Origin of the sequence: Curtobacterium sp. P97 (assembly GCF_023712445.1) — a bacterium.
Taxonomy (GTDB): Bacteria; Actinomycetota; Actinomycetes; order Actinomycetales; family Microbacteriaceae; genus Curtobacterium.
On sequence record NZ_JAMAYF010000019.1, the window covers coordinates 16,640 to 41,991 of the forward strand.

21 protein-coding genes are annotated in these 25,352 nt (G+C 71.7%); 15 read left to right on the forward strand and 6 right to left on the reverse strand.

Annotated features, from left to right (window positions below; translation table 11 throughout):
• Positions 1-37 precede the first annotated feature (37 nt).
• Positions 38-895, forward strand: coding sequence for a 3-hydroxyacyl-CoA dehydrogenase (locus M3677_RS15950; RefSeq protein ID WP_251161030.1), 858 nt, complete (start codon positions 38-40; stop codon positions 893-895).
• Positions 896-965: 70 nt separating this feature from the next.
• The gene (locus M3677_RS15955; protein ID WP_251161031.1) at positions 966-2,474 is read left to right on the forward strand and encodes a GNAT family N-acetyltransferase; all 1,509 of its coding nucleotides are present in this window, start codon (positions 966-968) and stop codon (positions 2,472-2,474) included.
• A gap of 269 nt (positions 2,475-2,743) precedes the next feature.
• On the opposite strand, the gene M3677_RS15960 is transcribed toward M3677_RS15955, so the two are convergent.
• A complete protein-coding gene (locus tag M3677_RS15960) occupies positions 2,744-4,246 on the reverse strand; it encodes an alpha-N-arabinofuranosidase (RefSeq protein ID WP_251154527.1) in 1,503 nt (500 codons plus the stop codon).
• Positions 4,247-4,477: 231 nt separating this feature from the next.
• Here M3677_RS15960 and M3677_RS15965 point away from each other — a divergent pair, with 231 nt between their 5' ends.
• The 3 genes from M3677_RS15965 to M3677_RS15975 all read left to right on the forward strand — a co-directional run bounded on the left by M3677_RS15965 (position 4,478) and on the right by M3677_RS15975 (position 7,784).
• Entirely contained in the window at positions 4,478-5,845 is a 1,368-nt protein-coding gene (locus tag M3677_RS15965) for an extracellular solute-binding protein (protein ID WP_209685680.1), read from the forward strand.
• A 123-nt stretch (positions 5,846-5,968) separates the two neighbouring features.
• Positions 5,969-6,865 (forward strand): carbohydrate ABC transporter permease, encoded by an 897-nt coding sequence (locus M3677_RS15970; RefSeq protein ID WP_066655692.1) that lies wholly within the window; start codon positions 5,969-5,971, stop codon positions 6,863-6,865.
• Between the two features lies 1 nt (position 6,866).
• Positions 6,867-7,784 (forward strand): carbohydrate ABC transporter permease, encoded by a 918-nt coding sequence (locus M3677_RS15975; RefSeq protein WP_066655694.1) that lies wholly within the window; start codon positions 6,867-6,869, stop codon positions 7,782-7,784.
• 226 nt (positions 7,785-8,010) lie between these two features.
• Here the strand turns inward: M3677_RS15975 and M3677_RS15980 are convergent, their stop codons facing one another.
• Both M3677_RS15980 and M3677_RS15985 read right to left on the reverse strand, forming a co-directional pair.
• The gene (locus tag M3677_RS15980) at positions 8,011-8,388 is read right to left on the reverse strand and encodes a VOC family protein (protein ID WP_251161032.1); all 378 of its coding nucleotides are present in this window, start codon (positions 8,386-8,388) and stop codon (positions 8,011-8,013) included.
• A 23-nt stretch (positions 8,389-8,411) separates the two neighbouring features.
• Positions 8,412-9,239, reverse strand: a complete 828-nt coding sequence (locus M3677_RS15985; RefSeq protein WP_066655700.1) for a siderophore-interacting protein — start codon at positions 9,237-9,239, stop codon at positions 8,412-8,414.
• 29 nt (positions 9,240-9,268) lie between these two features.
• On the opposite strand from M3677_RS15985, the gene M3677_RS15990 reads away from it, so the two are divergent.
• From M3677_RS15990 to M3677_RS16005, 4 genes are all read left to right on the forward strand, one after another.
• A complete protein-coding gene (locus M3677_RS15990; RefSeq protein WP_235426357.1) occupies positions 9,269-10,348 on the forward strand; it encodes an iron ABC transporter permease in 1,080 nt (359 codons plus the stop codon).
• Positions 10,345-11,466 (forward strand): iron ABC transporter permease, encoded by a 1,122-nt coding sequence (locus M3677_RS15995; RefSeq protein ID WP_209685674.1) that lies wholly within the window; start codon positions 10,345-10,347, stop codon positions 11,464-11,466. Before M3677_RS15990 ends, M3677_RS15995 begins: the two co-directional genes overlap by 4 nt.
• Positions 11,463-12,383, forward strand: coding sequence for an ABC transporter ATP-binding protein (locus tag M3677_RS16000; RefSeq protein ID WP_251161033.1), 921 nt, complete (start codon positions 11,463-11,465; stop codon positions 12,381-12,383). The genes M3677_RS15995 and M3677_RS16000 overlap by 4 nt, the downstream gene beginning before the upstream one ends.
• A 73-nt stretch (positions 12,384-12,456) precedes the next feature.
• Positions 12,457-13,482 (forward strand): ABC transporter substrate-binding protein, encoded by a 1,026-nt coding sequence (locus M3677_RS16005; RefSeq protein ID WP_251161034.1) that lies wholly within the window; start codon positions 12,457-12,459, stop codon positions 13,480-13,482.
• 81 nt (positions 13,483-13,563) lie between these two features.
• On the opposite strand, the gene M3677_RS16010 is transcribed toward M3677_RS16005, so the two are convergent.
• Complete coding sequence (locus tag M3677_RS16010) at positions 13,564-15,624, reverse strand: transglycosylase domain-containing protein (protein ID WP_251154521.1); 2,061 nt, start codon at positions 15,622-15,624, stop codon at positions 13,564-13,566.
• A gap of 219 nt (positions 15,625-15,843) precedes the next feature.
• Between M3677_RS16010 and M3677_RS16015 the strand changes: the two genes are divergently transcribed.
• Positions 15,844-16,836, forward strand: a complete 993-nt coding sequence (locus M3677_RS16015; protein ID WP_066655713.1) for an alpha/beta hydrolase — start codon at positions 15,844-15,846, stop codon at positions 16,834-16,836.
• Positions 16,837-16,856: 20 nt separating this feature from the next.
• On the opposite strand, the gene bla is transcribed toward M3677_RS16015, so the two are convergent.
• Both bla and M3677_RS16025 read right to left on the reverse strand, forming a co-directional pair.
• Entirely contained in the window at positions 16,857-17,885 is a 1,029-nt protein-coding gene (gene bla / locus M3677_RS16020; protein WP_251161035.1) for a class A beta-lactamase, read from the reverse strand.
• Between the two features lie 109 nt (positions 17,886-17,994).
• Entirely contained in the window at positions 17,995-19,476 is a 1,482-nt protein-coding gene (locus M3677_RS16025) for a mannitol dehydrogenase family protein (protein ID WP_251161036.1), read from the reverse strand.
• 182 nt (positions 19,477-19,658) lie between these two features.
• On the opposite strand from M3677_RS16025, the gene M3677_RS16030 reads away from it, so the two are divergent.
• From M3677_RS16030 to M3677_RS16050, 5 genes are all read left to right on the forward strand, one after another.
• The gene (locus M3677_RS16030; protein ID WP_158407762.1) at positions 19,659-20,294 is read left to right on the forward strand and encodes a TetR/AcrR family transcriptional regulator; all 636 of its coding nucleotides are present in this window, start codon (positions 19,659-19,661) and stop codon (positions 20,292-20,294) included.
• A 72-nt stretch (positions 20,295-20,366) separates the two neighbouring features.
• A complete protein-coding gene (locus M3677_RS16035) occupies positions 20,367-23,075 on the forward strand; it encodes an MMPL family transporter (RefSeq protein WP_251161037.1) in 2,709 nt (902 codons plus the stop codon).
• 373 nt (positions 23,076-23,448) lie between these two features.
• Positions 23,449-23,895: a MarR family winged helix-turn-helix transcriptional regulator gene (locus tag M3677_RS16040; RefSeq protein ID WP_251161038.1), complete on the forward strand. Its 447-nt coding sequence runs from the start codon at positions 23,449-23,451 to the stop codon at positions 23,893-23,895.
• 49 nt (positions 23,896-23,944) lie between these two features.
• Positions 23,945-24,157, forward strand: coding sequence for a hypothetical protein (locus tag M3677_RS16045; protein WP_251161039.1), 213 nt, complete (start codon positions 23,945-23,947; stop codon positions 24,155-24,157).
• Positions 24,158-24,210: 53 nt separating this feature from the next.
• Positions 24,211-25,305 carry an alkene reductase gene (locus M3677_RS16050; protein WP_209685658.1) on the forward strand — a complete coding sequence of 365 codons (1,095 nt, stop codon included), beginning with the start codon at positions 24,211-24,213 and terminating at the stop codon, positions 25,303-25,305.
• Positions 25,306-25,352: the final 47 nt, after the last annotated feature.

Below are 25,352 nucleotides of genomic sequence, written 5' to 3' on the forward strand. Positions count from 1 at the left end.
CCGCGCACTCCCACGGGTCGGGAGCACACTGGGCAGCATGACCACCTTCAGCTCCGTCACCGTGCTCGGCGCCGGCGTCCTCGGCACCCAGATCGCCCTCCAGTCCGCCCGACACGGCATCCCCGTCGTCGTGTACGACATCAGCGAGGACGCGGTCGCCGCCGGTCGTGAGCGACTCGCGGGCATCGTCGAGCAGTACCTCGGCGACGTCGGGCAGGACGCCCGACCGGACGCCGACGCCGCCGTCGCGCGGATCACCTTCGACACCGACCTCGCCCGGGCCGTCGGTGGGGCCGAGCTCGTCGTCGAGGCGGTCCCCGAGCGACTCGAGACCAAGCGCGAGGTCTACGGCCGGCTCGCCGAGGTGGCGTCGGCGGAGACCGTCTTCGCGACGAACTCGTCGACCCTGCTGCCGAGCGCGATCGCGGACGCGACCGGCCGCCCGGACCGCTTCCTCGCGCTGCACTTCGCCAACCACGTCTGGCGGCCGAACACCGCGGAGGTGATGGGGACCGAGCAGACCGACCCCGAGGTGTTCGAGCGCGTCGCGACGTTCGCCGAGGAGATCGGCATGGTCCCGATCCGCCTGCACAAGGAGCAGCCGGGCTACGTGCTCAACTCCCTGCTCGTGCCGCTCCTCGACGCCGCCGCGGGCCTGGTGCTCCGCGGGGTGGCCGACCCCGCCACGATCGACACCACCTGGCAGATCGGGACCGGCAGCCCGGTCGGGCCGTTCCGCATGTACGACGTCATCGGGCTCCGCACCGCGCACGCGGTCGCGAGCGCGTCCCCCGAGCCCGGCGCGCAGGCCTGGGCCGCGTACCTGCAGTCGGAGTACCTGGACCAGGGCAAGTACGGCGTCGAGTCGGGTGAGGGGTTCTACCGCTACCGCTGACGCGAGCAGGCCTGACGCGAGCAGGCCTGCCGTTGCGCACGCCAGACGTGAGCACCCCTAGGATCTCGGGATGGAACTCGTCGCCCCCTCCCCCGAGTACTACCCGTCCTTCCGCCGCGCCCTGCAGGAGTGGGACGGTGCCCACCAGGACGGCGCCGGGATCCGGGACGCCGCGGCGCTGCAGGACCGAGCGGGCTTCGAGCGCTGGGTCGACCAGCTCCTGGCCGAGGAGACGACCCCGGCCAGCCCCGACCACGTGACGTGCACCTACCGCTGGATCGTCGAGGGCGACGAGTACCTCGGCAGCATCGCGCTGCGGCACGAGCTCAACGACTTCCTCCGGTCGTACGGCGGGCACGTCGGGTACGGCGTCCGGCCCTCCGCCCGGGGCCGGGGCCTGGCGTCCGCGGCGCTCGCCGAGGTCGTCCGCGCGGCTGCCGAGCGCGGGCTGCCCGAGGTCATGCTGACGTGCGACGCGACGAACCCCGCGTCCCGCCGGGTCATCGAGCACGCCGGCGGCCGGTACGAGCGCAGCGTGGTCGACCCGGACGGGCACACCCTGCTCCACCACTGGATCCGCACCGGTGCGCACGCGCACCCCGACGTCACCGAGGTGGACATCGTCGGCGGCCCCGAACCGCTGACCGTCGGGCTCCGGGACCACGATCCCGCCTGGTCCGCCCGCTACGAGGAGCACCGTGCACGGATCGCCCACGCCCTGGACGGCCAGCACGTCACGATCGAGCACATCGGCTCGACGTCCGTGCCGGGACTCGCCGCGAAGCCGATCGTCGACGTCGCGGTCGCCGTGCCGGACGTCACCGACGAGGCCGCGTACCTCACCCCACTGCTCGGCGCCGGCTACGGGCTCCGGGTACGCGAGCCCGGGCACCGCCTCGTCCGCACGCCCGAGCGCGACGCGCACGTGCACGTGTACGAGCACGGCGCTGCCGAGCTCGACGACTACCTGCTGCTCCGCGACCAGCTCCGCCGCGACGACACCGACCGGCAGCGGTACGAGGACACCAAGCGTGCGCTGATGGAGCAGTCGTGGGACGACACGAACGCCTACGCCGACGCGAAGACCGCCGTGATCACGGACATCCGGTCCCGAGCGCGCGCCGCGGTCGTGCGCATCCGTCCGGTGCGGTCGACGGACGCCGCTGCGTGGCAGGCCCTGTACGCCGGCTACCGCGCGTTCTACCGACTGCCGGAGGACACCGAGGCCGTCCGGACCACCTGGCAGTGGGTGTCGACGGGTGCACACGGGCTGACCGGCCTGGTCGCCGAGGACGCCGACGGCCACCTGCTCGGGCTCGCCGACCTCCGACGGTTCGCCCGCCCGTCGTCGGCGACGACCGGCCTGTACCTCGACGACCTGTTCACGGCTCCCGACGCCAGGGGGCGCGGCGTCGCGACGGCACTGCTGCACGAGGCGGCGGCCACCGCCGCTGCCGAGGGCGCGAGCGTCGTCCGCTGGATCACCGCCGAGGACAACGCGACCGCGCGGGCGGTCTACGACCGCGTCGCCGCGGCGACCCCGTGGGTCACCTACGACATGCGGCCGTCCGCGGACTGACCGAGCGGCGGACGGGAGGCTCGCGGCCGGACCGCACCGCGCCTCCCGTCCGGCACGTCCCGGGTCGGGAGGTCCGTGGCGGTACCGCACCGCGCCTCCCGTCCGGCCCGCGCCGGCAGGCTCCGGCCCGCTCCGGCCCGCTCCGGCATGCTCCGGCACGAGCGAAGGGCACCGGTCCGCTCGCGCGGGCCGGTGCCCTCCGTGCTCACTCGACGCTCACCGGAGCGCTCGCCGAGGCGTTCGTGCGCCGACCGTGGTCGGCGGTCGGGTCAGCCGATCGACAGCGCGGTCCAGGAGACCGGGGGCAGCTCGATCGTGATCGTGTCGCCGTCGCGACGGACGGTCTCGTTCGTGCGGAGTCCGACGCGCTCGCGGCCCTCGAGGTCGTTGACGGCGTGCACGTCGTCGTCCCAGATGCCCTCCGCGCGGACGTCACCGTCGGCGCCGATGCCGGCCAGGTCGATCGTGACGGTCGTCGACTCGGTCTGGTGACGGTTCACCAGGAAGACCGCTGCCCTGCCGTCCTCGACCGTCGCGGCGGAGTCGACCACGGGGACCTCGCCGTACTTGCCGCCGTCGACCGTGTCACCCGAGGCCTTGACCTGCAGCGACGTGCCGTTCGCGAGCTTCGAGGTGAGCGAGAACGGGAAGAACGTCGTCTGGCGCCAGGCCGGGCCGCCGGGCTCGGTCATGATCGGGCCGATGACGTTGACGAGCTGCGCGAGGCTCGCCGACGCGACGCGGTCGGCGTGCCGGAGCAGCGAGATGAGGAGCCCACCGACGACGACGGCGTCCGCGACGGTGTAGACGTCCTCGAGCAGGCGCGGCGCGACCGGCCAGTCCTGCAGCTCGAAGGTCTTCTGCTGCTCGTTCCACTTGCTGATCGACCAGACGTTCCACTCGTCGAACGAGATGTCGATGCGCTTGTCCGACTTCTTGTGCGCCTTGACGTGGTCCGCCGCGGTGGTGACGGTGTCGATGAAGTGGTCCATGTTGACGCCCGAGGCGAGGAACGTCGACATGTCGCCGTCCTCCTCGTAGTAGGCGTGCGCCGAGATGTAGTCGACGTCGTCGTAGGTGTGCTCGAGGACCGTGCGCTCCCACTCGCCGAACGTCGGCATCGAGGCGCCGGACGAACCGCAGGCGACCAGCTCGAGGTCGGGCTGGATCTGTCGCATGGCCTTCGCGGTCATGGCGGCGAGCTTGCCGTAGTCCTCGGCGTTCTTGTGGCCGAGCTGCCACGGGCCGTCCATCTCGTTGCCGAGGCACCACATCGTGATGGCGAAGGGCTCCTGGCGGCCGTTCGAGCGGCGGTACTCGCTGAGCGCGGTGCCGGCGTCGATGTTCGCGTACTCGAGGAGCTCGATGGCCTCCTGCGTGCCGCGGGTGCCGAGGTTCACGGCGAGCATGAGCTCGGAGTCGACCGCGTCGAGCCAGTGCTGGAACTCGTGCAGGCCGACCTCGTTGGTCTCGGTCGAGTGCCAGGCGAGGTCGAGGCGACGGGGGCGCTGCTCGACGGGCCCGACGCCGTCCTCCCACTTGTAGCCGGAGACGAAGTTGCCACCGGGGTAGCGGATCGCGGAGACGTTCAGCTCCTTGACGAGGTCGATGACGTCCTTGCGGAAGCCGTGCTCGTCGGCGGTCTCGTGTGCCGGCTCGTGGATGCCGTCGTAGACGTGGCGCCCGAGGTGCTCGACGAACCCACCGAACAGGCGACGGCGCACCGGCCCCACGGTGAACGCGGCGTCGAGGACGAGGTGTGTGCGAGGCATGGATCTCCTTTGATCAGCGTGGGGGCTCGTGGTGCGACGTGATCGGCCCGGAACGAAAGTGAGCGCTCACGTCCCCATGAACGCTAGCGGGTTCCGGGCGGATGGGGAAGCGGGGACGCGCCCCGGTCGTGACCTTCACGAGAGGGGTGGCGCACCCCCGGACCTGCCGCTACTGTGAGCGCTCACGGAGCAACGACCGCTCCGCTCGGCCCGTCCCGATGGAGTGATGCCATGCCGATCCGACCAGCCGTACCCACCCCGCAGTCCCGCGGCGGTGCCTTCACCCGCAGGACCCTGCTCGCCGGTGCAGCCGCCGGCGCCGCGGTCCTCCCCCTCGCCGCGTGCTCGAGCCCGCTCGCCGCCGGCGTCGCCGGTGCCCCGCTGAACCCCGAGACCCTCGTCTTCTGGAACCTCTTCGGCGGTGGCGACGGTGTCCGTATGCAGACGATGGAGGCCGGCTACGCGAAGCAGCACGGCGGGCCGTCCTCGCTGCAGGCGACGACGTTCGCCTGGGGCAACCCGTACTACTCGAAGGTCACACTGGCCACCGTCGGGAACAAGCCGCCGGACGTCGCGATCGCCCACCTGACCCGTGCGAAGCCGCTCTGGGACGGCGGGCTGCTCGACCCGATCACCGAGGACGACCTGGCGAGCGTCGGCCTGAGCGCCAGCGACTTCAACCAGAAGGCCTGGACCGCGCAGAAGACCGACGGCAAGAACATCTGCGTGCCGCTCGACACGCACCCCTTCGTGCTCTTCTACAACGTTGACGTGTGCCAGAAGGCCGGGCTCATCGACTCCGACGGCAACCTGAAGGACCTCAACGGGCTCGAGAACTTCGAGGCCGCGCTGGCCGCCGTCGCGAAGGTCACCGGCGGCACCGCGCTCAACGTCGCGAACGTCAGCGAGGTCGCGACCCCGTGGCGCTTCTTCTGGTCGATGTACAACCAGATCGACGGCGCGACGCCGTTCATCAGCGACGGGGGCGCGAAGCTCACCGTCAACGAGGACGCGTACACGAAGGTCACCGACATGACCCAGAAGTGGGTGAAGGAGGGCTGGCTGAACAAGGGGCTCGACTACGCCACCGCCCAGACGCTGATGTTCACCGGCAAGGCGGGCTTCTTCATGCAGGGCGAGTGGGAGATCAGCACCGCGCAGTCCATCAAGGGGCTGAAGTTCGGCATGGTCCCCGTCCCGCAGCTGTTCGACAAGCCGGCGACGCAGGCCGACTCGCACACGTTCATCCTGCCGCGGAAGGACCGGACGCCCGAGCAGCGCAAGGCGCACATGCTCTTCATCAAGCAGATGCTCGAGCAGAGCCTGACCTGGGCCGAGGGCGGGCACGTCCCCGCGTACATGCCCACGTTCGACAGCACCGCGTTCAAGGACCTGAAGCCGCAGTCCAACTACGCCTCGGCAGCCGAGTCCGCCGTCTTCGACGACCCCGCCTGGTACGGCGGATCGGGCTCGACCTTCGAGAACACCGTCGGCGCCCAGCTCGCACTGGTGCAGCAGGGCAGCAGCTCCCCCGCCCAGGCGCTCGCGGCCATCAAGGACCAGCTCGCCACCTACCTCAACACCCCGAGCCCGCTGTGACCGGGCACGCCTCCCCGACGACCGACGTGAACACCGCGCGAAAGGCACGATGACGTGACCGCTGCACCAGTTCTCACCCGACCCACGGACGCCGCCGCGGTCACCCGTGGCACGCGCCCCCGCGTGAACTCCACCAACCGGGGACAGGGCCGCACCGGCTGGCTCTTCCTCGCGCCCTTCGGCCTGTTCTACCTGGCCTTCCTGCTCGGTCCGACGGTCTGGATGATCGTCACGAGCTTCTTCAACACCTCGACCGTCCGCACCGGGCTCGGCAGCTTCGCGGGCTTCGCGAACTACGCCGAGATGCTCGGTCGCGCCGACTTCTGGTCGTCGCTCTGGCACACCCTGCAGTTCACGCTCTACACGACGCCGCCGCTGGTGATCCTGGCCTTCGTCTTCGCCGTGCTGACGAACCGGATGAACCGCGGGCAGTGGTTCTTCCGCCTGGCGTTCTTCCTGCCGTTCATCCTGCCGTCGGCGACGATCTCGCTCATCTGGGTGTTCATCTTCACCCCGGCGACGGGACTCTTCGCCTCGATCCAGCAGGCGATCGGCCTGACCCCGGGTGCGGGTGTGCTCGCGAGCCCGAACACGGCCATGATCGGCGTCGCGATCGCCACCGTGTGGTGGACCCTCGGCTTCAACTTCGTGCTCTACCTGGCCGGCCTGCAGGAGATCCCCCGCGAGCTGTACGAGGCCGCCGCGGTCGACGGTGCGTCCAGCTGGCAGCAGATCAAGTCGATCACGCTGCCGCTGCTCGGCCGCACGACGACGCTGGTCATCCTGCTGCAGATCATCGCGAGCCTGAAGATCTTCGACCAGGTGTACCTGATGACGAACGGCGGCCCGGGCATCTCGACCCAGGTCTCGCTGCAGCTCATCACCGGCGTCGGCTTCACCGACAACCGTCTCGGCGCCGCGTCCGCCGCGTCGGTGCTCCTGTTCATCGTGATCGTCGCGATCGCGGTCATCCGGCAGCTCGTCGAGCGCGCTGCCGCCAAGCGAGAGATCGGGGCCTGACATGACCGCCACCGAGAGCATCACCACGTCGCGTCCGCGGAAGCTGCGCTCCGGCGTCTCGGCAGCCGCTCCCGCCAACGCGGCGAAGATCGGCGTCTCCGGCAAGGGCTTCAACACCGCCGCGGCGATCATCCTGACGGTGTTCGCGATCATCTGGCTCATCCCGAGCCTGTTCGCCCTGAAGACGTCACTGTCCGACAACGGGGTCGCGGCCCTGGGCGCGAACGCGATCCTGTCGAACTGGAACCCGACGCTGCACTCCTACGCGTCGCTGTTCCGGTCCGGCGACATCTGGAACTGGTACCTCGCCAGCGGCGTGACGAGCCTCGTCACCACGGCACTGACGGTGCTGTTCGCCTCGATGGCGGCCTTCGCGCTGTCCCGTCTGGCGTTCCGCGGCCGGAACGTCGCGTTCCTGCTCATCATCCTGGGCATCATGATCCCGACGCAGGTCCTGATCATCCCGATCTTCCAGGAGCTCAACGCGGTCAACCTGCTCAACACGTACTGGTCGGTGATCTTCCCGCAGGTGCCGGCCGTGATCGCGGTCTTCATCTTCAAGCAGTTCTTCGACGGCATCCCGAAGGAGCTCGAGGAGGCGGCGCGCATCGACGGTGCGGGCATGTGGAAGATCTACTGGTCGGTGATCATGCCACTGTCCCGTCCGGTGATCGCCGCGGTCGCGATCCTGACCTTCGTCGGGGTGTGGAACAACCTGCTCCTGCCGCTGTTCGTCCTGTCCAACCCGGACCTCATGACGATCCCGGTCGGGCTCGCCACGGTGCAGGGCAGCTTCGGGCAGCGCTACGCCGACATCCAGGCGGGCGCGATCCTCGCGGCACTGCCGCTGATCATCCTCTACCTGGTCTTCCAGCGGCAGATCGTGGAGGGCGTGACGGGCTCGGGCCTCAAGGGCTAGACGCTCCGCGTCGACGGACGGGAGGCACGGTGCCAGCTGGCACCGTGCCTCCCGTCCGTCGTGTGCGTGGTCGGACCGGGCGTCCCTGGTGGACGCGGGCGTGCCTGGTCGAAGCGGGCGTCCCTGGTCGAAGCGGGCATGCCTGGTGCTCCTGAACGACCAGGTACGCCCGAGATCGCATTGCATCGCGCCTGTCTTGGGAAGGAACGGGCGGCGCGAGAGGTGGTCAGAGCGGGTCGAGCCGCGTCCGCAGCAGGCAGAACTCGTTCCCCTCGGGGTCCTGCAGCACGTGCCAGGACTCCTCGCCGGTCTGTCCGACGTCGGCGGGTCGGGCACCGAGCGCGAGCAGCCGCTCGAGTTCGGCCTCCTGGTCGCGATCCACCGGCGAGAGGTCGAGGTGGAGCCGCAGGGTCTGGGTCGGCGCGTGCTCGACCCGGTTGAGGATGATCGTCGGGGTCGCGCCGCCGAAGCCCGATACGGGCCCGATCTCGATGCCGTCGTCGTCCTTCCCGAGTTCGACGTAGTCCAGGACCGCGCACCAGAAGCGCGACAACGCCTCGGGGTCGCGGCAGTTCAGCACGAGTTCGCTCAGTCGACTGCTCATGCCCGCACGCTACGCGGGGACGTTCAGGCGGGGACGACCTGGCGCGCGTCGTGCTTCCAGAACCCGGAGAAGGTGATCCGGGTCTTCGGCAGACCGGCACGGTGCAGGTGTCGCCGGCCCTCGGTCGCGAGCCGCGACTCCCCGACCACGAAGGCGTACCCGCGGTCGTCGGCGGGCACGTACCGCTGCAGTTCGGCGAGCGCCGCGCGTCCGGGGACGTCGTGCTCGGTGTCCGCCCGGACGATCCACGTCACCGTGACACCGACCGGGGCGTCGAGCACGCGGACGTCGGCGGCGGTCGGGACCTCCTGGATGATGCGGCCGACGGCGTCGCGCGGCAGCGACGCCGCGATGCCGACGACGGCGGGCAGGCCGGTCTCCTCGGCGGCGACGACGACCTCGCCGGCGTCGTCCGGGCAGTCGAAGATGCAGCCCTGGTCGAGCATCGCGAGCTCGTCACCGGGACGGGCACCGCAGGCCCAGATCGCCGCGCGGCCCTCGGGCTCGCCGTCGGCGTCGCAGTGCACGACGAAGTCGACGTCGAGCTCGCCGACCTCGGGACGGAAGGCCGCGACCGTGTAGTTCGCGCAGTGGGGACGGACGTCCTCGGGGATGGCGAGGAACGACGGCCACCAGCGGCGACCGTCCAGGTCGGGCATCCGGAAGGCATCCTGGTCGGGGCGCGGCACGAACAGGCGGAACCAGTGGTCGAAGCCGAGGAACGGGAACTCGTGCAGGTCGTCGCCCGTCACGGTGACCCGCTGCACCGACGGGGTGTGCCGGACGGAGCGGAGCACCCGAGCACGGAAGAGCCGGGGTGCCTCTGGCATGAGCCGCGGGATCTTCGCCATGAAGGGAAGGCTACCCTAAGCTGGCCTGCGTGCCATCCCCCGAAACCGTCCTGACGCCCGACCGGGCTGCCCGGAGCGAGGCCCCGCCGCGTGCCGACGGCGTGCACCGCCGGGCCGTCCGTCGTCGGCTGCTGGTGGTCGTGGCCCTGGTCGTCGCGCTCGTCGTCGCCGCGGTCGCGAGCATGCTCCTCGGGAGCAACCGGCTCGGCGTCGACCAGGTGCTCGCGGGTCTGACGCGCAGCGGGTCGAGCACCGCCGAGGCCGTCGTCTGGGGTTCCCGCATCCCGCGCACCCTGATCGGGGCCGCCGTCGGCGCAGCGCTCGGCATCGCCGGGCTCCTCATGCAGGGCCACACCCGGAACCCGCTCGCCGACCCCGGGCTGTTCGGCGTCTCCTCCGGCGCCGGGCTCGCGGTCGTGCTCGGCGTGTACGTCTTCGGGGTGACGAGCACCGGGGCCACCGTCTGGTTCGCCCTCGTCGGGGCCGTCGTCGCGAGCGTCGTCGTGTTCTCGGTGACCGTCGCCGGCAGCGGCACCGCGAGCCCCGTGCCCCTCGCCCTGGCCGGGGCCGCCGTCTCCGCCCTGCTCGGGGCGATCACGTCGTTCATCGTCCTGACCGACCAGGACTCCCTCGACGCCTACCGCTTGTGGGTGGTCGGGTCGCTCGCCTCCCGGCAGCTCGACGTGCTCGTGGCCGCGGCACCGTTCCTGCTCGTCGGCGCCGTGCTCGCGGTCTGGAACACCCGCGCCCTCGACGCCCTGGGGCTCGGCGCCGAGCTGGCGAAGGGCCTCGGCGAGAACGTGCTCGTCGCCCGCCTCGTCGGGCTCGGCGGCATCACGCTCCTGGCGGCCGGTGCCACCGCCGCCGCCGGACCGATCGGCTTCGTCGGCCTCACGGTGCCGCACGTCGCCCGCGCCCTGGTCGGGACCGGGCACCGCTGGACGCTCCCCGTGTCGGCACTCGTCGGCGCTGCACTCGTGCTCGTCGCCGACGTGGTGGGCCGACTGGTCGGCGGGTTCTCCGAGGTCGAGGTCGGCATCGTGCTCGCCGTGCTCGGCGGTCCGGTCTTCGTCGCCGTCGCCCGTCGCCGATCGCTGGTGTCCCTGTGAGCGCCGCCACGGACGGACGGCTCGAGGCCGAGCGCGCGGTACCGTCCGGCACGGACCGTCCGCCCGCCGGTCGCCGTGGTGTCCGGATCGGCCCGGTCGGACTCGCCTGGCGTCCGCGGGTGCTCGGCTGGACGGTCGGTTCGCTCGCCGTCGCCCTGGCCCTGGTGGTGCTCGGCGTCGCGGTCGGCAGCACGTTCATCGCGCCGGGCACCGTCGTCCGCGCACTGCTCGGCGCCGAGGACGGCCCCGAGGGCTTCATCGTCACCACGCTCCGACTCCCCCGCGTGCTCACCGGCGCCCTGGTCGGCCTGGTGCTCGGGACGGCCGGCGCGCTGACCCAGACGGTGACCCGGAACCCGCTCGGCACGCCGGACATCATCGGCGTGACCTCGGGAGCGAGCGTCGGCGCGGTCGCCGCGATCGTGCTCGGCGGTGGCACCTACTCGGTGTCGGCGGTCGTCCTGAGCGGCGGCATCCCGGTGGCGGCGACGATCGGCGCACTCGTCGCCGCGGCCGCCGTGTACGGCCTCGGCTGGCGGGGCGGCGTGCAGAGCTACCGGTTGGTGCTCGTCGGCATCGGGGTGAGCGCGACGCTCGACGCCGTGACGAGCTACCTGCTCGTCCGCGCGAAGATCACCGTCGCCACGGCGGCGTCGCAGTGGCTCGTCGGCAGCCTGTCGAGCACCTCGTGGACGACGGTCTGGCCGCTCCTGCTCGTCGCAGCGGTCTGCGTCCCGATCGCCCTCGCCACCAGCGCCGCGCTCGGCATCGGGCAGCTCGGCGACGAGGTCGCGACCGGCGTCGGACTCGGCGTGCAGCGCCACCGGCTGCTCGTCCTCGCCCTGGCGGTCGTCCTCACCGCCGCCGCCGTCGCCGCCGCCGGACCGATCGGCTTCGTCGCGTTCGTCGTCCCCCAGGTGGCCCTGCGGCTGGCCGGGACGAACCGTCCGCCACTGCTGCTCGCGGGGGCGCTCGGGACGGTCCTCGTCCTCGGCGCCGACCTGCTCGCGCGCTCCGCCTTCCCGTGGCAGGTGCCCGTCGGCATCGTGACCACCGTCGTCGGGGCCCCGTACCTGATCTGGCTCCTCGTCCGCCATCGCAAGGAGATGTCCCGATGACCGCCACCACGACCGACGGCAGGACCGCGGGCGCACCGGACGCGACCACCGACCGGAGCGCGGGCGGCGCCTCGACCGGCACCGTGCCTCCCGTCCTCGAGGCCCGCGGACTGTCCGTCGGCTACGACCGCGACCCCGTCCTCCGCGACCTGGACCTGCGGATCGAGCGCGGGACGGTGACGACGTTCCTCGGCGCGAACGGGTGCGGGAAGTCGACGCTCCTCAAGGCGTTCGGCCGCGTGCTGAAGCCACGGTCGGGCGAGGTGCTGCTGGACGGCTCCCCCATCCGCCGGGAGCCGAACCGCGCCGTCGCCCGGCGGCTCGCGATCCTGCCGCAGACGCCGGTGGCTCCCGCCGGCACGAGTGTCCTCGACCTCGTGATGCGCGGACGGAACCCGCACCAGTCGTGGGCGAAGCCGTGGACGGCCGACGACGCCGACGTCGCCGAGCAGGCCATCGCGGCGACCGGGCTGACCGACGTCGCGCACCGCGACGTCGCGAGCCTGTCCGGCGGCCAGCGGCAGCGCGCCTGGATCGCCCTCGTGGTGGCGCAGCAGGCGGAGACCCTGCTGCTCGACGAACCGACGACGTACCTCGACCTCGCGCACCAGCTCGACGTGCTCCGGCTCGTGCGGCGCCTGAACCGCGAGCAGGGGTCGACCGTCGTGATGGTGCTGCACGACCTGACGCTCGCGGCGCGGTACTCGGACCGGCTCGTCGTGCTGCACGACGGCGGTGTCGTCGCCGACGGCACGCCGCAGGACGTCCTGACACCCGCCGTGCTGCAGACCGCCTTCGGGCTGCACGCCCGCGTCGTGCCGGACCCGGTCACCGGCGCGCCGATGATCGTGCCCGAAGCAGACGAGCACGAAGCGGACGAGCACGAGGCGGACGAGCACGAGGCTCCACGCGCCTGACCGCCGCCGATCCGGGTCCGTGTTCTCGTCCGATGCTGGCGGGTCTCTCAGAGTTAGGTTAGGCTCTCCTAACGTGAAGATCCCCCGCCGCGGCTCCCTGCGCGCCGCCCTCGTGACCTCCGTGGCCGTCTCGGCCCTCCTCCTCACCGGCTGCTCCGGTGCGAACGACGAAGCCGGCTCCGGCGACACCGCGGGCACGGGCTCGGCCGCCTCCGGTCCCTGGTCGTACGAGGACGCCACCGGCACGACCGTGAAGACCGACAGCACCCCGAAGCGCGTCGTCGTCCTCAACGACGTCGCCATCTCGTTCATCGAGTACGGGCTGCGCCCGGTCGGCACCTTCGGCCAGCTGACGATGGCGAAGGACAAGCGGTTCGCCGACCTCGACACCGACGGCATCACCCAGCTCGGCGAGGCGTACGGCGACATCGACCTCGAGGAACTCGCGGCCCTGAAGCCCGACCTCGTCGTCACGTCGGTGTACCCGAAGGACGAGCAGGGCACGCTCGACACGACCCAGCCCGGCTACGGCTTCAAGGACAAGGAGCAGCAGCAGCAGGTCGAGGCGATCGCACCCGTCGTCCAGGTGAAGTGGGGCGGCAAGGGCGAGGACGTCATCGAGACCATCGCCGACCTGGCCGAGTCGCTCGGCGCCCCCGAGGCGAAGGTCCAGGCCGCCGAGGACCGCTTCGACGCGGCCGAGAACGAGCTCGAGCAGGCCGCGAAGTCGAGCGACGTCTCCGTCGTGTCGATGTTCGCCGACGGCTCCGGCGCGTACGTCACCCGCCCGAGCGACGAGCCGAGCCTGCAGATGTACTCGTCGTTCGGTGTCGACTTCGTGAACCCGAAGCCGAAGGGCTTCTACTGGGGCGTCTACTCGTGGGAGAACGCGGGGCAGATCACCGGTGACGTGCTCCTGCTGTCGCAGCAGGGCTACCAGGTCGCGGACCTCGAGAAGCAGCCGACCTTCGCCGACAACGCCGCGCTCGAGGCGGGCCAGGTCCACAGCTGGACCTTCCCGGCGCTCGACTACGCATCGCAGGCGGACTACATGACGAAGCTCGCGGGCTGGCTCGAGGACAGCAAGAAGGTCTCGTAGCGACCCACGTGCGGACGGGAGGCGCGGTGCCGGCAGGCACCGCGCCTCCCGTCCGTCACGGGGTCGCTCCGCAGCGGACGATCAGCCGACCGGCAGCGCCGCGTTCACCGCCGTCTGTGCCTGCCGCCACACGTCCGCCCGGGACCCGGCGTAGGTGCCGCCCTGGCCGCTCCCCACGTACCGCAGGTTCGTCTTCCCGCCGTCGGTGTTGCCCTGCCAGTACGCGGTCACCGCCCGCGAGGTCCCGCCGACGAGCCAGATCTGGTCCGCCGCGTCGGTCGTGCCCGTCTTGCCGAACAGCGTCGCCCCGTCGAGGGTCTGCCCACCCGACGCCGTGCCGCCGCGGAACGCACCCTGCATCACCGCGAACGCCTCGGCCGCGACCGACGCCGACACCGCCTGCGTGCAGGACCGCGGCTGCCCACCGAGGGCCGTCCCGTCCGGCCCGGTGACCTGGTCGACGACGACCGGGGCGCAGTACACGCCGCCGTTCGCGATGCCGGCGTAGGCGGCCGCCATCGTCAGCGGGGCGATGCTCGTCGTCCCGAGGATCGCCGCCGGGTTCGCCGGCAGCTCCCCACCCGTCGCCGGGTGGACACCCAGTCGCGCGGCGGTGTCGCGGATGTCGCAGAGATCGAGCTGCGACGCCATGTCCGCGTAGGCCGCGTTCACCGACTGGGCCGTCGCCGCGCGGACCGAGTACGGCCCGGTCTGCCCCGGCGAGTCGTTCTTCGGGTCGTACGGGGTGTCCAGCGTGACCCGCTGCCCGCACTGCGTCCACGTGGCGCGAGCCTTCCGCGTCCCGTCCACCACCGTGTCGGGGCTCCGGCCGGACTCGAGCCACTGCAGCAGCGTGAACATCTTGTAGGTCGAGCCGACCTGGAACCCCTTCGAGCCGCCGTTCGACTCGTCGGTGGCGTAGTTGAGCGAGGTCGCCGTCGCCGGTGCGTCGGCCGACCGGTCGAAGTCCTTGTTCTGCGCCATCGTCAGCACGCGACCGGTGCCCGCCTCAACGGTGTCGAGCGTCGCACCGAGGGCGAGCCGGCTCTCGGTCGCCGGGTCGTGCAGGGCGAGCAGGTCCTTCTGCTGGGTGTTGAGGTCGAGGTCGAGGGTGGTCTGCACCCGGTACCCGCCCGTGCGCCACGCGGCGGCGCGGGCACCGGGGTCGGCGCCGAGCTGCGGCAGCTCCTTCGCCACCTGTTCGGCGTACGCGCAGAAGAACTCCGCGCCGCGCACCGCCGACTCGCACCCCTGCTGCGGCGCCGTGAGGCGGACGTAGTCAGCCGGACGGGACGCGAGCGCCGTCGCGAGGTCCGCGTCGCTCAGGTGCCCCTGCTCGTGCATCGAGCGGAGGATGACGTCCCGCCGCGCCTGGTTGTCGGCGTGGTGCTCGGGCGTCGACAGGTCGCGGCGCTCGGGCCACTGCACGATGGCGATCAGCGACGCGGCCTCGGCCGGGGTCAGGTCGGAGGCGTCCTTGCCGTAGTACCGCTGCGCGGCTGCCTGCACACCGTAGGTCTGGTCGCCGAAGTACGCGATGTTCAGGTAGGCGGCGAGGATCTCGTCCTTCGAGTACTCCTTCGCGAGTCCGATCGCCAGCTTCACCTCGGCGAGCTTGCGCTCCGGGCTCTTCTTCGTCGCCTCGCGGTAGCCGGCCTCGCGCTCCTCGGCGGTCGGCAGTTCGCTCGCCTGCTGGATCTTGATGTTCCGCACGAGCTGCATCGTGATGGTGGAGCCACCGGACCCGCCCTGCCCGCCGGAGGCGATGACGCTCGCGACCGACCGCACCAGGCTCGTCGGGTCGACGCCGCCCGTCTCGCGGAAGCGCTTGTCCTCGCCGTCGATCGCGGCGTGCTCGAGGGTGTCGCTGATCTGGTCGAGCGACAGCTCCTGGCGGTTCTGGTCCCACACGTCGACCAGGTGCACGGGCTGTCCGCCCTGGTACGCCCAGATCTCGTTGCGCTCGGGCAGGTCACCGATCTCGATGTACTCCGGCATCGAGTCGAACAGGTCGATCGCCGAGGTCGTCCCCACGCCGGCCACCGCGAGCACCGGTGTCACACCGACCCCGACCAGCAACCCCGCCAGCACGCTGCCGCCGACGAAGCCCAGGGCTGCCCCGGTCGCACGTCGCATCGTCATGTGTCCCCCTCGTCGTCCCGCCCCCGTCGTCCGGAGGCGTCGGGTGACCCTCCCAACGCTGTTCGGACGTCTGCCCGGGGTTCCCCGGGCAGAACCGGCACGACCGCTGGGAAAGGACCGAGTCGGTACGGATCGTTACCGCAGGGGCTCCCGCCGTCACCGTCCCGTGACCCGACCGTGACCGCGTCGTGACCGTGTGCTCGTCGGTACGCTCGGGGGATGGGGACCGGACGGTGGCACGAGGACGTGCTGGGGGCCTCCTTCGAGCGCCTCGAGCTCCCGCTCGGCGAGGACGGTGAGGGACCGGTCGTCGCGACCCTGGTGCGGCGCCGGCGGTCACCGAACGACCTGCTGCTGCACGCCCGCGGCCCCCTGCACGGCGTGGACGTGCTGTACGTGCACGGCTGGTCCGACTACTTCTTCCAGGTGGAGCTGGCGGAGCACCTCGAGCGGCTCGGAGCACGCTTCCACGCCCTCGACCTGCGGAAGTACGGCCGGAGCCTCCGCCCACACCAGACGCCCGGGTTCGTCGACGACCTGGCCGTGTACGACGAGGACATCGGTGCCGCCCTCGACGCGATCGCCGCCGAGCACCACGGCGGTCCGCGCCGACGACTCGTCCCGATGGGGCACTCCACCGGCGGGCTGACCCTGGCGCTCTGGGCCGCGCGGCACCCCGACCTCGTCGACGGCCTCGTGCTGAACAGCCCGTGGCTCGAGTTCCAGGCGAGTGCACTCGGCCGGGCGATCGTCACGCCGGTGATCAAGCTCGGAGCGAAGCGGAACCCGCTCGCGCCGATGCCCGCGGTCGACCCGGGCTTCGCGACGCGGACGGTGTCCGCCACGGGCGAGGGGTCGTGGACCTACGACCAGCGCTGGCGGCCCGAACGGGGCTTCGCCCTGCACCCCGGGTGGCTCGCCGCGGTGTTCGCCGGGCAGGAACGGGTCGCGCAGGGGCTCGGCATCGCGGTGCCGACCCTCGTGATGCTCAGCGACAAGAGCATGCTGCAGCCGCGGTGGGACGACGCGATGACGCGCGCCGACGTCGCGCTCAACGTGGACGTGGTCGCGCACCGGGCCCTGTCGCTCGGCGCCGAGGTGACCGTCCGGCGCCTGCACGGGGCCCTGCACGACGTGGTGCTCTCCGCGCCCGAGGTCCGCGACCAGGTGTGGGACGTGCTCGGGCGCTGGGCCACGACGCTCCCGCGCTGAGCACCGCCCGGGGGTGTCCCTCAGCCGATCCGCTGGACCGCCAATCGGGTCGCCGCGGCCACCAGGGCGTCCGACGGCTCCGCGTCCGCCCGCTCGTGCGCCGTGAACACGACGAGCACGACGGGGTCCCGGCCCGGCGGCCGGACGACGGCGATGTCGTTGCGCACCCCGTACGAGGCGGTCCCGGTCTTGTCCGCGACCGTCCAGCCCGCGGGGACGCCCGCCCGGATCGTGCCGTCGCCGGTCGTCGTCCCCGCCATCGACGACCGCAGCAGCTCGCGGTCCCCGGCGTCCAGCGCGTCGCCCACGAGCACCGCCCGCAGGTCGCTCGCCGACTGCGCCGGGGTCGTCGTGTCCCGCGGGTCACCCGGGACCGCCGTGTTGAGGTCGGGCTCGACGCGGTCCACCCGGGTCACGTCGTCCCCGATCCCCCGCAGCCACCGCGACACACCGCCCACCCCGCCGAGCCGCTCCACGAGCAGGTTCGCAGCCGTGTTGTCACTCTCGCGCACCGCCGCGTCGACGAGCGCCCGGACCGTCATGCCCTCGTCGACGTGCCGGCTCGTGACGGGTGCGTACTCGAGCAGGTCGCCCCGTCCGTAGTGCACGACCTCGTCGAGGTCCTCGCCGCTCGACGCGTCGAGGACCGCCGCGGCGATGAACGCCTTGTTCGTCGAGGCGAAGGCGAACCGCTCGTCCGCCCGGTACCCGACGCTGCTGCCGTCCGCCGTGTCGATCGCGACGACGCCGATCCGGGCGTCGTCCCGCTCCTCGAGCGCGGCGAACGCGCGGGACGTCGCCGCGTCCGCGGTCGCAGTCGCGGTCGGTGTCGGTGTCGGTACCGGCGTCGTGGTCGCCGTCGGAGCGCCGCCCGCCGTGCCCGAGGGGTCGCCACCACCACCACTGCCGCTGCACCCGGCGAGCGTCAGCGCGGCCACCGCCGCGATCGTGGCCAGGGTCGTCCTCGTCGTCCGCACGCTGACGAGCATGCCGACCCCGCCCGCGATCCACCTGCACGTCGCGTCCCGCCGTGCGAGCGACGCGGCCACGGTCGGACGGGAGGCACATGGCGGTGCCACCCCGCGCCTCCCGTCCGGTGGTGGCGGACCCGGGACGCGTGGTCGGGGTCCGCACGCGCCTCCCGTCCGGCGGGCGACGTCAGGAGCGCGACAGGCGCGTGACCGTCGCGTGTGCGCCGTCCTGCAGGAGCCCGTCGAGCGCGTCGCGGTACGCCGCGACGAACCGGTCGTCGTCGACCAGGTCGCCGAACACCTGGCGGTCCTGCAGGAAGGCGAGCCGGTCCTCGTCCTGCCGCCGCGCGGCCGCCGTCAGCCGGTCGGCGAGGCGGTCCACGACCTGGATCGGCTGCCCGTCCTCGTCGGTGCCCTCCGCGTAGCGCGCCCACGAGGCGACGATGCCGGCCGAGAGCGCGACGGGACCTCCGGATGCGAGGTTCTCGCGGACCACCGGGAGCAGCCACTTCGGGATGCGGTCGCTCGACTCGGCGCAGAGCCGGGCGAGGGTGTCGCGGACCTCGGGGTTCCGGAAGCGCTCGATGAGCGTCGCCGTGTAGTCGTCGAGGTCGATCCCGGGGACCGCGTGGAGCGTCGGGGTCGCCTCCTCGGCCATGTAGCGGCGGAGGAAGGTGGCGATCGCCTCGTCCTGCGTGGCCTCGTGGGCGTAGCGGTACCCGGACAGGTACCCGAAGTAGCAGAGCCCCTGGTGGCTGGCGTTGAGGAGCCGGAGCTTCATCAGTTCGTACGGCTCGACGTCGTCGACGAGCTGCACGTCGGCGTCCTCGTACCGGGGGCGGCCGGCGGGGTGGTCGTCCTCGAGCACCCACTGGAAGAACGGCTCGGCGACGACCGGCCAGGCGTCCTCGATGCCGAGCTCGTCACGGACCCACGCCCGGTCCTCGTCGGTCGTGACCGGGGTGATCCGGTCGACCATCGAGTTCGGGAACGACACGTGCTCGCCCATCCACGCCGCGAAGGCCGGGTCCTGCAGGCGGGCGTAGGCGGTGAACATCTGCCGAGCGACGTGCCCGTTGCCCTGGATGTTGTCGCACGACATCACCGTGAACGGCTCGAGACCCCGGTCGCGACGACGCCGGAGCGCCTCGACCACGAGGCCGAAGACCGTCCGCGGCGGGGCGTCCCCGCGCAGGTCCGCTGCGACACCCGGTTCGTCCGCGACGAACTCCCCCGTGACGTGGTCGAAGTTGTAGCCGCCCTCGGTGATGGTCAGGCTGACGATCCTGGTGTCCGGGTGCGCCATCTTCTCGACGACCGCGTCCGGGTCGTCCACCGCGAGCAGGTACTCGACGATGCTGCCCACGACCCGCGACTCCTGCGTGCCGTCCGGGTGCTTGAGCACGAGCGTGTAGAGGCCGCCCTGCTCCGCCATCGCGGCGGCCATGCGACGGTCCTGCTCGAGCACACCGACACCGCAGATGCCGTACTCGCGGGCCTCGCCCTGCTGCAGGAGCCGGTCCACCGCCATCGCCTGGTGCGCACGGTGGAAGCCGCCGACGCCGAAGTGCACGATCCCCGGGGTGATCCCGTCGCGGTCGTAGCTCGGCACGGCGACGCCGCTCGCGGCGATCCGGTCCAGGGTCTCCGGGCTCAGGCGGACGGTCATGGGTACTCCTTCGTACGGCGGTCGCGAGCCCCCAGTCTGGCAGCCGGAACCGGTGTGCGGAACCGGTGTTCTGCTCCGACGCACCCGGATCGACCCGCGACCCTCGGTGCCCGGGGGACGAACCTGAGGGAGCGCTCGGAGAAGGTGCACCGAGTGCATCGATGCACCTAGTGTTGGCACACGTGACCACCACCGACCGTCGTGCCGCGCTCAAGGCGAAGCACCGTGCCGCGATCCTGCAGGCAGCGCGGGACCTGGTCGACGAACGCGGCGGACGCGGTTTCGGCGTCGACGACCTGGCGTCGCGTGCCGACATCGCGCGACGGACCGTCTTCAACCACTTCGCGTCGCTCGACGAGGTCCTGCTCGCGGTCTGCGAGCAGGAGCTCTCGGTGATCATCGACCGGTTCCTGGCCGACATGGCCCGGACCCCGATCGGCGACGGCAGCCGCGCGTCGATGTTCGAGGAGCTCGAGTCGGCCGCACGCGGGGCCGACCTGGCGCCGGCGATCTCCGGGATGTACCGGATCATCGGTGAACCGGGGAAGGAGGACCCGAAGGCCGCGGTCCTCACCCAGACCGCGTTCTCGCGGGTCACCGACCGGCTGCGCGACGAGGTCGCCCGGCGACACCCGGGTGCCGACCCGCTCGACACCGCGCTGCTCGTCGACTCGCTCATGAGCGGGATCGTCGTCATCGCCGACCACTGGCTCACCAACGACGGCCCCGAGCTCACCCCGGCGTCACTGACCGCCTGGGACGCCCTGCTGAGCAGACTCGTGCACAGCGTCCGCTCCGGCTACATGCCGGCCTCCTGACCACTCCCCCCGGGGTCCACCGGCGCACCCCGCACCACCACAGCACCTGACACGAAAGGACGGGGCAACCGCATGGCCGGTCTCCTCTACCGTCTCGGACGGTTCTCCGCACGACGCCACTGGCTGGTGATCATCGCCTGGATCGTCATCATGGGCATCGCGGGGCTCACCTACAGCCTGTTCGCGGGCACGATCTCCTCGTCCATCACGATCCCGAACACCAAGACGAGCCAGGTGCAGGACGAGCTGGCGGACAAGTTCCCGTCGGCGAACGGTGGCAACGGCACGCTGGTCTTCGAGACGACCGACGGCAAGGCGTTCACCGCGACGCAGCAGGCCGACGTCAAGGACTTCCTGGACGGGATCGCCGACCTCGACGGGGTGAAGGAGGTCCGTGACGGCTTCACCACGCAGGACCAGCTCGACGAGCAGCGGCAGAAGATCGTCGACGGGCGCCAGCAGATCGAGGACGGTCGCAAGCAGATCGAGGACGGCCAGGCCCAGCTCGACCAGCAGAAGGACCAGCTGGAGTCGGGCAAGCAGCAGATCGAGCAGGCGCAAGCGCAGCTCGACCAGCAGAAGGCCCAGGCCGAGGCGCAGGCCCAGGCCGCCGGGGCCGCCGCCGCGAACAGTGCGGCCGCGCAGGCCGGTCAGCAGCAGCTCGAGCAGGCCCAGGCGCAGATCGACGCCCAGCAGCAGCAGATCACCGCGGGCGAGCAGCAGATCGCCGACGCCCAGCAGGAGATCGACGACAACACGAAGAAGCTCGAGGACAACGAGCGCGAGCTGGAGCAGGGGTCCGACCTGCTCGACCTGTCGAAGGACATCCGCTTCGTGTCGTCGAACGGCGCTGCCTCGATCGGCACCGTGCAGTTCACGAAGTCGACCTTCGAGGTGCCGCAGGAGACCAAGCAGGAGATCTCCGACCGGGCCGAGAGCGCGAAGATCGACGGCGTCGAGGTGTACGTCTCGAACGACATCGCGCAGGGTGTCCCGTCGATCCTCGGCCCCGGCGAGATCGTCGGTGTCATCATCGCCGCGCTCGTGCTCTTCCTGATGCTCCGCACGGTCATCGGCGCCGCCATCCCGCTGCTGTCCGCCGTGCTCGGCGTCGGCGTCGCCACCCTCGCGTCGCTCTCGTTCTCGAGCCTGGTCGAGTTCATCTCGGTCACGCCGGTGCTGGGGGTGATGCTCGGCCTGGCGGTCGGCATCGACTACTCGCTGTTCATCCTCAACCGACACCGGACGCAGCTGAAGGCCGGCATGGGCGTCCACGAGTCCATCGGTCTCGCCAACGGCACCTCCGGCAACGCGGTGGTCTTCGCGGGCACGACCGTCATCGTGGCCCTGCTCGCGCTCAACATCACCGGGATCCCGTTCCTCGGCCTGATGGGCACCGTCGGCGCCGTCGCCGTGCTGTTCGCGATCCTCATCGCGACGTCGTTCACCCCGGCGCTGCTGTCCCTGCTCGGCATGCGCATCCTCCGGAAGAAGGAGCGGCAGCAGATCGGGCACACCGGGTCCGTCCGGGTGCCGAACAAGCCGATGTCGACCTGGCGCGCGGTCGTCACGCTCGTCGCCGGCATCGCGGTGCTCGGCACGATCGCCCTCCCCGCCACGCAGATGCGCCTCGGCCTGCCGACCGGTGCCTCCGAGGCCACCGACTCGTCGCAGTACAAGGCGTACAAGGCGCTCGAGGACGAGTTCGGCGCCGGCCAGAACGGTCCGCTGCTCGTCGTGGCCGACCTGCCGGAGGCGATCGCGAAGGACGACGTCACCGCGACCGAGGTCACCATCGGCCAGGCGCTCGCGAAGAACGACGACGTCGAGGCCGTCCTGCCGATCGGCGCGTCGTCCGACCGCGACATCATCGCCTTCCAGGTCAAGCCCGCGGGCGGCCCGGACAGCGTCTCGACCGAGACCCTGGTCAAGGACCTGCGCGAGCAGACCGTGCAGACCGACGACGGCACGGTGACGCTCGGGGTCGCGGGCAACGCCAGCGCGAACATCGACGTGTCGGAGAAGCTCGCGAACGTGCTGCCGCTCTACCTCGTCGTGGTCGTCGGCCTGTCGCTGATCATCCTCATCGTCGTGTTCCGGTCGTTCCTCGTGCCGATCACCGCGACGGCCGGGTTCATCCTGTCCGTGCTCGCGTCCTTCGGTGGTCTGACGGCCATCTACCAGTTCGGCTGGCTGGGCTCCGTGTTCGGCGTGCACGACCCTGCGCCGATCCTGAGCTTCCTGCCCATCATCGAGATCGGCATCCTGTTCGGGCTCGCGATGGACTACCAGCTCTTCCTGGTGTCCGGCATGCGCGAGGCGTACGCGCACGGCGCCTCGGCCAAGGTCGCGGTGCAACGCGGTCTGCACGCCGGTCGTGCGGTCGTGACGGCAGCTGCGATCATCATGATCTCGGTGTTCGCGGGCTTCATCTTCTCGGAGTCCTCGACCATCAAGCCGATCGGCTTCGGCCTGGCGTTCGGCGTGCTGGTCGACGCCTTCGTCGTCCGGATGCTGCTCATCCCGGCGGTCATGCACCTGCTCGGGAAGAGCGCCTGGTGGATCCCGAAGTGGCTCGACCGGATCCTGCCGGACGTCGACGTCGAGGGCGCCAAGCTCGAGCGCTCGCACCCCGGTGACGACCGCGGCCACGGCGCCGAGCCCGCCGTCGCCGGTGCCACCGCCGGGGCCGGAGTCGGAGCGCACCGCGGGTCGCACGCCGCCGACGTGGAGCCCGATGCGAACCCGCACGAGGGGCACACGCCGACGCACCGCGCCTAGGCGTCGAGCGTCCGCGGGGGCGCCAGCCCCACTGCACCGCCGGGAGGCCCGGTGCCGGTCCACGAGACCGGCACCGGGCCTCCCGTCCGTGTGCCGTGCACGACCGCAGCACCGGGCACCCCGTCCGTACCCGGGCGTACCCGGTGGGGTCGGGCTTACCCGGTGGAAACGGGCGTACCGGGTGGAAACGGGCGTACCTGGTCGTCCCGAAGGACCAGGTACGCCCGATAACGCCTCCCATCGCGGGTGTCATGGGAAGGAACGGGCACGGCCACGGGCACGGGCACGGGCACGGCACGGCACGGCACAGTGGAACGCGCACGACCGCAGCACCGGGCGCCCGATCCGTTCGTGGACGAAGTACCGTGGACGCATGACCGCGCCCGACGTCGACCCCCTCGCCCTCGACCGGCAGCTCTGCTTCGCCCTGGCCGCCACGAGCCGCAGCGTCATCGGCCTGTACCGCGACCTGCTCGACCCGCTGGGCCTGACGCACCCGCAGTACCTCGTCATGCTCGCCCTGTGGGAGCACGACCCGCGATCGGTGCGCGAGATCGCCGCGGAGCTCCGCCTCGACTCCGCCACACTGAGCCCGCTGCTCAAGCGGCTCGAGGCATCCGGCTACGTCCGGCGGCAGCGCAGCGCGGCCGACGAACGCCAGCTCGAGGTGTCGCTCACCACGGCCGGTCGAGCACTCCGCGAGCGGGCGAGCACCGTCCCGGTCGCGGTGGCCGACCGGCTCGGCTGGCCGCTCGACCGGCTCGAGCGGCTGAAGGACGACCTGACGGAGCTGCTCGGACGCGTCGACGCACTCGACTGAGCGGGTACTTCGTGGCAGAATGATTCGTGTACGAACGAAAGGACGGACCGTGGGTCGCTTCGGCAGCTGGTACGACCGCTGGAACCGCACGCTCATCGAGAAGATGGGCCCGTCGCAGATCGGCGCCGGACGCGCCGAGGGCATCGACGACCGCAGCGTGGACCGTCCCTGCCCGATCTGCCACCAGCCACTCTCGCAGCACACCGTGATCCGCCCCGAGGGCCAGGTCCGCTCGAGCACGCTGGTGTGCCCCGGTCGCTGAGGATCCGCCGTGCCGGGGGAATTGCCCCGCGCAACACGTGGTTGAACGGACACGTGAAGCTCTTCGAAGCCGCCGACCTCGGCGCACTCCACCTCCGCAACCGCATCGTCATGGCACCCCTCACCCGGACGCGCGCCGGTGAGCAGGGCATCCCCAACGACCTCCTCGTCGAGCACTACGCGCAGCGCGCCGGCCTCGGCATGATCATCACCGAGGGCACCTGGCCCGTGCAGGAGGGCCGCTCCTACCCCGGCCAGCCCGGCATCGAGACCGACGAGCAGGTCGCCGGGTGGCGCCGCGTGACGGACGCCGTGCACGAGCGCGGCGGCACGATCGTCATGCAGCTCATGCACGGCGGTCGCGTGTCGCACACCGACATCTCGCAGACCCCGCGCATCGTGGGCCCCTCGGCGATCGCCGCTCCGGGGCAGACGCACCTGGCCGACGGCTCGAAGGCCGACATGCCCGTGCCGCACGAGCTCACCACCGACGAGGTCCGCGAGGCCGTCCAGGGCTTCGTCCGCGCCGCTCGCAACGCGATCGCGGCCGGGCTCGACGGCGTCGAGGTGCACGGTGCGAACGGGTACCTCGTGCACGAGTTCCTCTCCCCCGTCTCGAACACCCGCACCGACGAGTACGGCGGCTCGCCCGAGAACCGGGCGCGCTTCGCCGTCGAGGTCACCACGGCGATCGCGGAGGCCGTCGGCGCCGACCGCGTGGGCATCCGTCTGTCGCCGCAGCACAACATCCAGGGCGTGCTCGAGGAGGACGACGCCGACGTCCGTGCGACCTACACCGCCGTCGCCGAGGGCCTCGCGCCGCTCGGGCTGGCCTTCGTGGACGTCCTGCACGCCGAGCCGGCCAGCGAGCTCGTGCAGCACGTGCGCCGCACCGCCGGTGCCCCGTTCATCGCGAACTCGGGCTTCTCCTCCATGACCACCCGCGACGAGGCGATCACGCTGCTCGACGGCGACCTCGCCGACGCCGTCGCGGTGGGCCGGGCCGCCATCGCGAACCCGGACCTCGCCGAGCGCTGGGAGCAGGACGCGCCGCTCAACGAGCCGCGTCCCGAGCTCTTCTACGGTGCGAGCGCCGAGGGCTACACCGACTACCCGACGCTCGACCAGGTGCGCGAGCCCGTCGCGTAGTCGACGCGACCAGGGACGGACGGGAGGGGGGGGGGGCCCCAGCCCCC

Coding starts and splice junctions, on each gene's coding strand:
- M3677_RS15950 (WP_251161030.1), top strand. CDS start 38: ATGACCACCTTCAGCTCCGTCACCGTGCTCGGCGCCGGCGTCCTCGGC.
- M3677_RS15955 (WP_251161031.1), top strand. CDS start 966: ATGGAACTCGTCGCCCCCTCCCCCGAGTACTACCCGTCCTTCCGCCGC.
- M3677_RS15960 (WP_251154527.1), bottom strand. CDS start 4,246: ATGCCTCGCACACACCTCGTCCTCGACGCCGCGTTCACCGTGGGGCCG.
- M3677_RS15965 (WP_209685680.1), top strand. CDS start 4,478: ATGCCGATCCGACCAGCCGTACCCACCCCGCAGTCCCGCGGCGGTGCC.
- M3677_RS15975 (WP_066655694.1), top strand. CDS start 6,867: ATGACCGCCACCGAGAGCATCACCACGTCGCGTCCGCGGAAGCTGCGC.
- M3677_RS15980 (WP_251161032.1), bottom strand. CDS start 8,388: ATGAGCAGTCGACTGAGCGAACTCGTGCTGAACTGCCGCGACCCCGAG.
- M3677_RS15985 (WP_066655700.1), bottom strand. CDS start 9,239: ATGGCGAAGATCCCGCGGCTCATGCCAGAGGCACCCCGGCTCTTCCGT.
- M3677_RS16000 (WP_251161033.1), top strand. CDS start 11,463: ATGACCGCCACCACGACCGACGGCAGGACCGCGGGCGCACCGGACGCG.
- M3677_RS16010 (WP_251154521.1), bottom strand. CDS start 15,624: ATGACGATGCGACGTGCGACCGGGGCAGCCCTGGGCTTCGTCGGCGGC.
- M3677_RS16015 (WP_066655713.1), top strand. CDS start 15,844: ATGGGGACCGGACGGTGGCACGAGGACGTGCTGGGGGCCTCCTTCGAG.
- M3677_RS16025 (WP_251161036.1), bottom strand. CDS start 19,476: ATGACCGTCCGCCTGAGCCCGGAGACCCTGGACCGGATCGCCGCGAGC.
- M3677_RS16035 (WP_251161037.1), top strand. CDS start 20,367: ATGGCCGGTCTCCTCTACCGTCTCGGACGGTTCTCCGCACGACGCCAC.
- M3677_RS16040 (WP_251161038.1), top strand. CDS start 23,449: ATGACCGCGCCCGACGTCGACCCCCTCGCCCTCGACCGGCAGCTCTGC.